Raw genomic sequence first — 6,970 nt, 5'->3', positions numbered from 1 at the left:
CCCAGCGGGAATGTATTAGTACGGGATTTATTACTACGGCTAACAGACGATTTAACTGTATTAACGATATCCTCAATTAATGCCATAGTGCCATTTTTACGTGGGATACTAATGACAGCCTCATTACTGTTACTTGCATCGCGATATATGATAGTACCAATACTGCTAGCAGTATCAGGTACTGTCTCCATGACTAAGCGCTTATTGGCATCGTTAAATAGCTCGACTCTAGACCAATTACTACTTTTGATACCCAAATTACCAAGTAATATACCGCCTGTTAGTGGGAGTCTATCTAAACCATCAATCCTTACCCAATCACTCCACCCATCAGGCCTTTGATTACGCACAAAGACATAATTTTTCTTCCAAGTCGTGTAAATTTGCATTACACCAAAAGCTGAGCCTATAACCTGCAATGCTCCTGCTTCTGTATAGGGATAGTTTCTGCCACTTGTGGCATTGACATTTTCTTTTTGCCCGTACAGACCAACTATAGTAACGGCATTTAAATTTTCGGTGGTGAGACCTTTAGCCAATGCCCCATCTTTAATGCCGTATCCATCTAAAGTTGTAGCAGGAGACTGCTTGGCGTTTGCCGTACGTTCTGCTGTTTCTGCACGTGTATATGCGTCAACTGCTTTTTTTGCAACATTATTAAGTGTATTGCCTTTTCCAGTATGAAAATCTTCTGCTTTTAATATCGCTTTTCCTCTGCCACCGTCGGTTTTATACGGTGAGTCGAACTGAAAATGGAATATGTTATCTATGTCGTCAGCCCAGATACCATCTGCATTTTTTGAGTCTTTAGCCGAACTAACATCACCCGCTGCCATGCCATCACTGAACATCAACATATTGTTGTTTATGTTTAAGTCACCCACAACGCCGAGTTTACTGTTTGATAGTGTGGCTATTTTGATGTTATTTGCGTTATAAAATACATGCCCTCTATCTGAATAATAATCAAGAAAGTCTGCACCGTTTGATGTTGATGAGATTTTATGAGCGTACAGCTTATTACCGACGCTAATTGTTACATCACCGTTTACTGTGCCGCCAGTATATAAATCTAGCTTATCTATGGCATCTATTCTTCTCCACTGCGTCCAAGATTCGGTATTTCCTACATTGTATTTTTTGCGTAAATAAACGTGATTATCGTGCAAGCACGTGTATCGTTGTAAAAGACCTCCTGGATTAATCACCTCTAATGACCCTCCTTGAGTCTCTGGATAGTTTTTATCTAGTGTTGCTCGTGTGGAATTACTTTGTGTGTAGATACCCGCTGTTCTTATATCGTTAAGGTTTTCATCAGTACCGATATGTCTAACAACAAAATCCTTAATTCTGTATCCGGCAAGAGTAGTAGCTGGTGATTGCTTGCTATTGGCGAGGTTCAACGCTTCGACGCCTTTGTCATAAGCGGTTTTAACTGCAAGAGCACTCGCACCAAACACACTAGATGCCATATTAATACTATCAGTGAGCTGCACCTCTCCTTTGCTTGTTGTGCTTGCGCTACGACGGTTAGCGTTAATAATCGCAATGATGGCATCATAGACTTGAGTTGTTTTATCATCATTGGGATTAAGTCCTGCTTTTGACAATACATATTTTAACTCTGCTTCAACATCTCGTATGTGATCTTGTACATTGTTTAGATATTGTGCTGTAACTCTTGTACCTAGTTCACCCGTTGCTGGATTACCATCGTGAAATCGACCATCACTTGATATTATGACAGGCATTAAATCTTTCATTTACTCTCTCCTAAATTATTGATATGCAAAGTAGCAGTAAGTGTGAGCGGGTTTTAAATCTTCAAAAAATTCTTCAATAATCGGGTCTCCGAAATCGACCAAACGGTCGCCCGCCAATGATTGTCCAGCGCGAAAATAAATAATGTTGTCATCACCGTTAATCACCGTAACACGCCACATAAAAATCAAACGTTCTGTTGGCGAGTTTTGAATCGGAATATCACCTGCATTTGGTAAATCATTTTTTAACGGTGAAAACTCTTTGATTTGGATGGTGTAGCCGATACTTTCAGCGAGTCGCAAAAAGTACGGTATTGATAAGCCTCCAATGGTGTTGAGCTGAATAATAACGCGTTTAACACGCTCGCTGTAAGTCTTTGAGACGTCTGTTGTAATACCACACAATCGCTCCCAATCTGCTAATAGATTATTAGAGGTCACAGGTTCAATGACATTGAGAATTGCTTCAGCACTTGCTTGTAAGCAGTCAAATGCTTGTCCATCCACTGCGCACTGTGCGGTAAATTGCTCGCCATTAATGTTGTAGCTAACGGGAGGATAGAGGTGAGCTAAAACAGATTGATACTTACTCATTAAGCAACTCCGTCACTGTCACATTGCCGAGCCGAAACCACTCAATTTTATTAATGACATCTGCTTTTCGATTTGCCGTCGGTGTAGTAAACCGGCGGTCAACCACGCCGACAATATCACTCACAATCGCTTCAAGTTGCGATACAATTAAGTCGTCTCCTGGTCGTAACGTGTCAAAATAAGCAGTTAATCCGCTATTAATCGTTGCAGTAATTGCCGGTAAAGTCAGTCCATCGACTTTGACTTTGATGTCAAAATTAATTTGTGTCACATCGGGTTTTACGACTCTTGATTCGACCGCAGTAACGGGACGTACAATATCAATATAGTTTTGGCAACGGGTTACGGTGTCATCACTCGGTAATGCGTTATTGCTTGTAATCGCAATATCAACAGTACCCAATCCTCTCCGCAGCGGATAGACATAAGCCGCATCTACGCCATCTACTTCTAATGCCCAGTTTTTGTAGTCGTATTTATTGCCACCCGCTGGTGGACGGCGGATTAACTCGAGTAGGCGTGCAAGTAATGACGCATCCGTTTCTGCATCTGTGCCACCCGTCACTTTTGTAATCACGACATCAGATTGGACACCTGTCGGCGCAGACATAAAGCTCGCTGCAGTTGCTTTATTGACATTTTGTTGGCTACCCATCGCTAACGATTTAATATTGACTACCGCAGTACCAGACTCGCCAATCGTGACGGCTTGAGTTGTCTGGTAAAAACGGTTATCGTCAGTTTTAATCTGTATCTCTGCTGCAATAACGGCACCAGTCAGCCCTGTTACTGTTGCTTGTCCGTCGGCATAGGTCGCATTTTTACGTCGTAATCCACGTAAACCTGCGTGCTTTTCGAGGTATTCCGTGTCAGATGAATCAGGAAAAAATTGTTTGATAAGCCATTTTTGATGTGCGTATAAGCCTTCTGCAACAGCCGCCAAACTACTTGCGCGCGCAAAAGTATCCGAATCAACACTAATATCAATCGTTGGATTGATACTTTGATAGTCACGTAATATCTGTTGTCTAATCTCATCAAGTGTCGGTACGAGATACATTTAAATGTCCTTTAAAATGGGTTTAAATTACTTTTACGGGATGTTTAAATTCGTACGTTTTGCCACGTGCATCTGTCACACTAATTAAAAGTTGCAAGGTGCCGTTGTGTGGCTGTACGTAATCTACTGTGATAGCTTGAGCGCGACCGTCATCAATTAACGGCTGCAAGGCTTCTTCGGCATATTGTTGAGCGAGTAAGCCAACGCGTTCTTTATCTTTCTCTCGCTGAATTAAATGGAGCAGGGAGCCTACACGCCCATCTGCCCACCAAGAGCCTAAAGGAGTTGTAAGCCTGATATACACAGCATTTTGCAGTGTATCTGTCTGTGATAATGTGTAGTCCCCGGTAAGCGGGCTGATCTCTCTGTCCATGTTGTTAATGATAGAGAGTAGATAAAAAAAAACGTGGTGCTGGGGTTCAGCACCACGCTTTTAAGAAATGGAATTAATCAATTTGGTGGACTGGTTGTACCACCACTGTCACCCGTGTGAGTATGACCGACCAATGACACGCCACTTGAGGTCACATCGCCGTTATTTGTGATAGAGCCTTTTTGTGTGATATTGCCTTTAATGTTAATGGTCGGTGCGGTGATATTGAGCGTAGTGCAGTTAATATCAATCACTTTACCTTGCTTTAATACAATCGATGAGCCACTTTGATCATAGATAGCAACCTCACCTGTTTTTAAGGCTTTCACGCGAAATTGTCCGTTTTCCGTTGCGACCACCACGCTATGCGAGGTTTTGCCCCCTATCGGGATTATTAACGCCTCTGTCCCCGATGGTGGGTGTGAAGTAAAGCCAAATTGCTGCATTAATTCGACATCTTGTAACGTTTCATCCGCTAATGCCGAGACCTGCACTTTTTGGATTTTATCTGCTGACTTTGTAAGATTAATTTTACCTCGAAACACTTGTCGAATCGCATTACCAGCATTATCAATCATCTGTCCAATTTGTTGTCTTATTAGTTTCATGAGCTTGGTCTTAGTTGAATCAATTCTTTTGCTTTTTTCCCTTTACGTTTGCGCGCGCGTTTTGAGTGTTCGCGGAACGCATCGGGTATCCAGATACCATCTTGTTTTAGTCGTAGTTCAGTTTGTGTCCCTTGTGAGCGAGATAGCGTAAAGCGCCGCCCCATAATAAAAAAGATGGCATCAATATCGTATTCTTCACAAATGACGTGCACACGTTGTCCTGGTTGCCACAATACACCACTTTCGGTTTTATGGTCAGGGACAATAATCGTCAGCGTAAACGCATTCAGTGCGGCATCCGAGAGATATTTTTTCGCGTGCTTTTTTAATAACTCCAAGTCTTCAGCATCGTGTATCACGACGGTTTTTGGACGATAAAATTTGACGCTTTTATCTTGCCATACCCACTTTAAGTTGTTTTTATTGTCATCATGGCTACGTCCGTGCTTTTGTGCTAAAAACGTGACCTCGCTAAACGACTGCGAAATATCATACGTAAGCTGGGCTTGCTCAAAATTATTACGCCAGCCGTCTTTTTGGCAACATAATGTCGCCACAGGCGGACTGCGGTAATCTGGGCCACCAACGATTAACGTGCCGTTTGGATCAAACCACAGATGTAATCCGGCAAAATTTGCACACCGCAAAGCCGCACTCCATGCTGTCTCGCTCGGCTCAATATCAATTTTATCAATCACGGGGTTATTGTCTTTTGCTCGCAACTCAATCTTTTTAATCCCAAGAGGCGCCACAATTTTTTTTATCGCGTCTAGTACCGTCAATCCTTTCACATTTGTGGTCGGGGCAGAGCAATCGACTAAAATTGACGCTCTATCTCGCCCATTTAAGCTAAATGTCCGACTATTTTTGCTGATTTGATGTTGTGTTGCATCGACAATCCCTGTGAGTACGATTTGCCCATTAATTTTTACCCGTACCTCTTTACCCGACAAATCGGGTAACACAGTATGATTCGCTGGCGTACCGATATCAAAGTTAAACGCATCGGCGGGGATTAAAAAATCGCTGTCAATGTCATAGCTTTTCCAGTTACTGTGTGCTTTACCGTCAATTTCAACGACAATGTCATTGTCGTAGGGATAGTTATACTGTGTAGCCATTAATTAACGCTCCTTTTTCTATGAAATTCGGGTTAATAATCTGTGGATTAAGACGCAATAGATCGTCAGTACGCGTATAGTCTTGATAAAAGGCGTGTGCAATTTGTTGCAATGTTCCGGTTATAGGTGCTTCGCGAATAATTATCGGCGGTTTTTGATTAATCGCATTAATTGCCAAAGCAGTGAGATCGCGGGATATCTGACGTAATTGCTCAATCACTCGATAAGCACTGGTATAACGTGCAGTTTCTTTGTCATTTAAAGTTTGATAATTTTGTTTCTCTTTCTGCAATGTCCTAACTGTATTAATACAATCTTGAAGCAATGTACGTATTGTTGTGATCATATATTCGATTTCTGCAGGTAATAAATTATCAATCTCGTCTGCAATAAGTTGTGCAGTTAAATGTGCAAGTGTTGTGGTACTAATGAGTTTAATTGCACAGTCTATTTCTTTTACATCTTCTTTGCTGAGTGCTGTAACACGTGATTTGATACGTGTTTGTTCACGCGCATAACTGTCATTTTTACCCGTTACAATATCATCAGCAACTTGCTGTAATTGGCGCACAAGATTTAATGCATCATTAAAGCGATCTTGGTTATATAATAATCCAGTTGTAGCTGTATTATGTTTCGTACTACTTGTTGTATATGTATTACGTTGTCTAGCATTGTATTTTGTTTGTGTTATATTTGTACGTGACGTTACATCATTTTTTGTTTGTGTAACAATATCATCATCAATCATGTCATTTATACCGGCACGAGTTTTAATTGCATAATCTAACTCATTTGCAAGTTTAGCTACGACTCTTGATGATTGAGATTGAAATGTTGTCTGTGTGACGAGAGTGGGTAAGTCTAAACTCATATCATCAATTAACTGACTAACAGCATCAACAATAGAATAGATACCGCCCCACGCACCGAGTAATCGGTCTTTAACATTAAAAGCAAAGCTCACGACCTCCATCATTGCGGCATAAAAATCCAAAATATCATCAACAAAGTCCTCTAACATGGATAACAGTGCGTCAATTTTGCCGAAAATCGAAAACTCAAATAAAAATATTGGCTTTGCGGGTGTCGTCTCGACAAACGTTAAACCCACAGACGCATAATTGATATAATCAGCATCATGGCGTAATGACATTGAGCGACAAATCATATTTTGCATTCGCCCAAATATAGGGTGTGTCAGTGTATCTGCACCCGGTTTTTGTAATGCAGCGAGCAGTCGTTTGACATCAGTTAAATAACCCGGTCCATTAAAGATTGCTTCAAACGTGACAGTGCGTGGTGTGAGCCCTAAATCTTCAATATCCGCACCATTCACATACGGATAAGCATGCTCAACAGTATCTCGCTCAAAGCTATCGTCAACCGTAATCACATCAAATTTCACGCCACGGAAACTCGCCTGGCGAATCGGTACAGTCCAACCCATT

At 41.4% G+C, this 6,970-nt stretch carries 7 protein-coding genes; all 7 read right to left on the bottom strand.

The window, feature by feature from the left end; translation table 11 throughout:
• On the bottom strand, positions 1-1,763 hold a 1,763-nt coding region (locus tag PF272_RS05840; protein WP_271142007.1), incomplete at its 3' end, for a pyocin knob domain-containing protein.
• A gap of 15 nt (positions 1,764-1,778) precedes the next feature.
• Positions 1,779-2,357 carry a YmfQ family protein gene (locus PF272_RS05835; RefSeq protein ID WP_271142006.1) on the bottom strand — a complete coding sequence of 193 codons (579 nt, stop codon included), beginning with the start codon at positions 2,355-2,357 and terminating at the stop codon, positions 1,779-1,781.
• Positions 2,350-3,417, bottom strand: coding sequence for a baseplate J/gp47 family protein (locus PF272_RS05830; RefSeq protein WP_271142005.1), 1,068 nt, complete (start codon positions 3,415-3,417; stop codon positions 2,350-2,352). The genes PF272_RS05835 and PF272_RS05830 overlap by 8 nt, the downstream gene beginning before the upstream one ends.
• A gap of 22 nt (positions 3,418-3,439) precedes the next feature.
• Positions 3,440-3,790, bottom strand: a complete 351-nt coding sequence (locus PF272_RS05825) for a phage GP46 family protein (RefSeq protein ID WP_271142004.1) — start codon at positions 3,788-3,790, stop codon at positions 3,440-3,442.
• A gap of 77 nt (positions 3,791-3,867) precedes the next feature.
• On the bottom strand, positions 3,868-4,398 hold the full coding sequence (locus PF272_RS05820; protein WP_271142003.1) for a phage baseplate assembly protein V: 531 nt from the start codon (positions 4,396-4,398) through the stop codon (positions 3,868-3,870).
• Positions 4,395-5,519 carry a phage baseplate assembly protein gene (locus PF272_RS05815; protein WP_271142002.1) on the bottom strand — a complete coding sequence of 375 codons (1,125 nt, stop codon included), beginning with the start codon at positions 5,517-5,519 and terminating at the stop codon, positions 4,395-4,397. The genes PF272_RS05820 and PF272_RS05815 overlap by 4 nt, the downstream gene beginning before the upstream one ends.
• A complete protein-coding gene (locus tag PF272_RS05810) occupies positions 5,503-6,969 on the bottom strand; it encodes a DNA circularization protein (RefSeq protein WP_271142001.1) in 1,467 nt (488 codons plus the stop codon). Before PF272_RS05810 ends, PF272_RS05815 begins: the two co-directional genes overlap by 17 nt.
• Between the last annotated feature and the right edge of the window lies 1 nt (position 6,970).

This window comes from Gallibacterium faecale (assembly GCF_027920745.1).
Classification (GTDB): Bacteria; Pseudomonadota; Gammaproteobacteria; order Enterobacterales; family Pasteurellaceae; genus Gallibacterium; species Gallibacterium faecale.
Note: the sequence above shows the minus strand (reverse complement) of the source record. Positions and strands in the feature narration are given on the sequence as shown.

Bases quoted from the DNA above. Each gene is read 5' to 3' on its own strand.
- PF272_RS05835 (WP_271142006.1), bottom strand. From the start codon at position 2,357: ATGAGTAAGTATCAATCTGTTTTAGCTCACCTCTATCCTCCCGTTAGC.
- PF272_RS05830 (WP_271142005.1), bottom strand. From the start codon at position 3,417: ATGTATCTCGTACCGACACTTGATGAGATTAGACAACAGATATTACGT.
- PF272_RS05825 (WP_271142004.1), bottom strand. From the start codon at position 3,790: ATGGACAGAGAGATCAGCCCGCTTACCGGGGACTACACATTATCACAG.
- PF272_RS05820 (WP_271142003.1), bottom strand. From the start codon at position 4,398: ATGAAACTAATAAGACAACAAATTGGACAGATGATTGATAATGCTGGT.
- PF272_RS05815 (WP_271142002.1), bottom strand. From the start codon at position 5,519: ATGGCTACACAGTATAACTATCCCTACGACAATGACATTGTCGTTGAA.
- PF272_RS05810 (WP_271142001.1), bottom strand. From the start codon at position 6,969: ATGGGTTGGACTGTACCGATTCGCCAGGCGAGTTTCCGTGGCGTGAAA.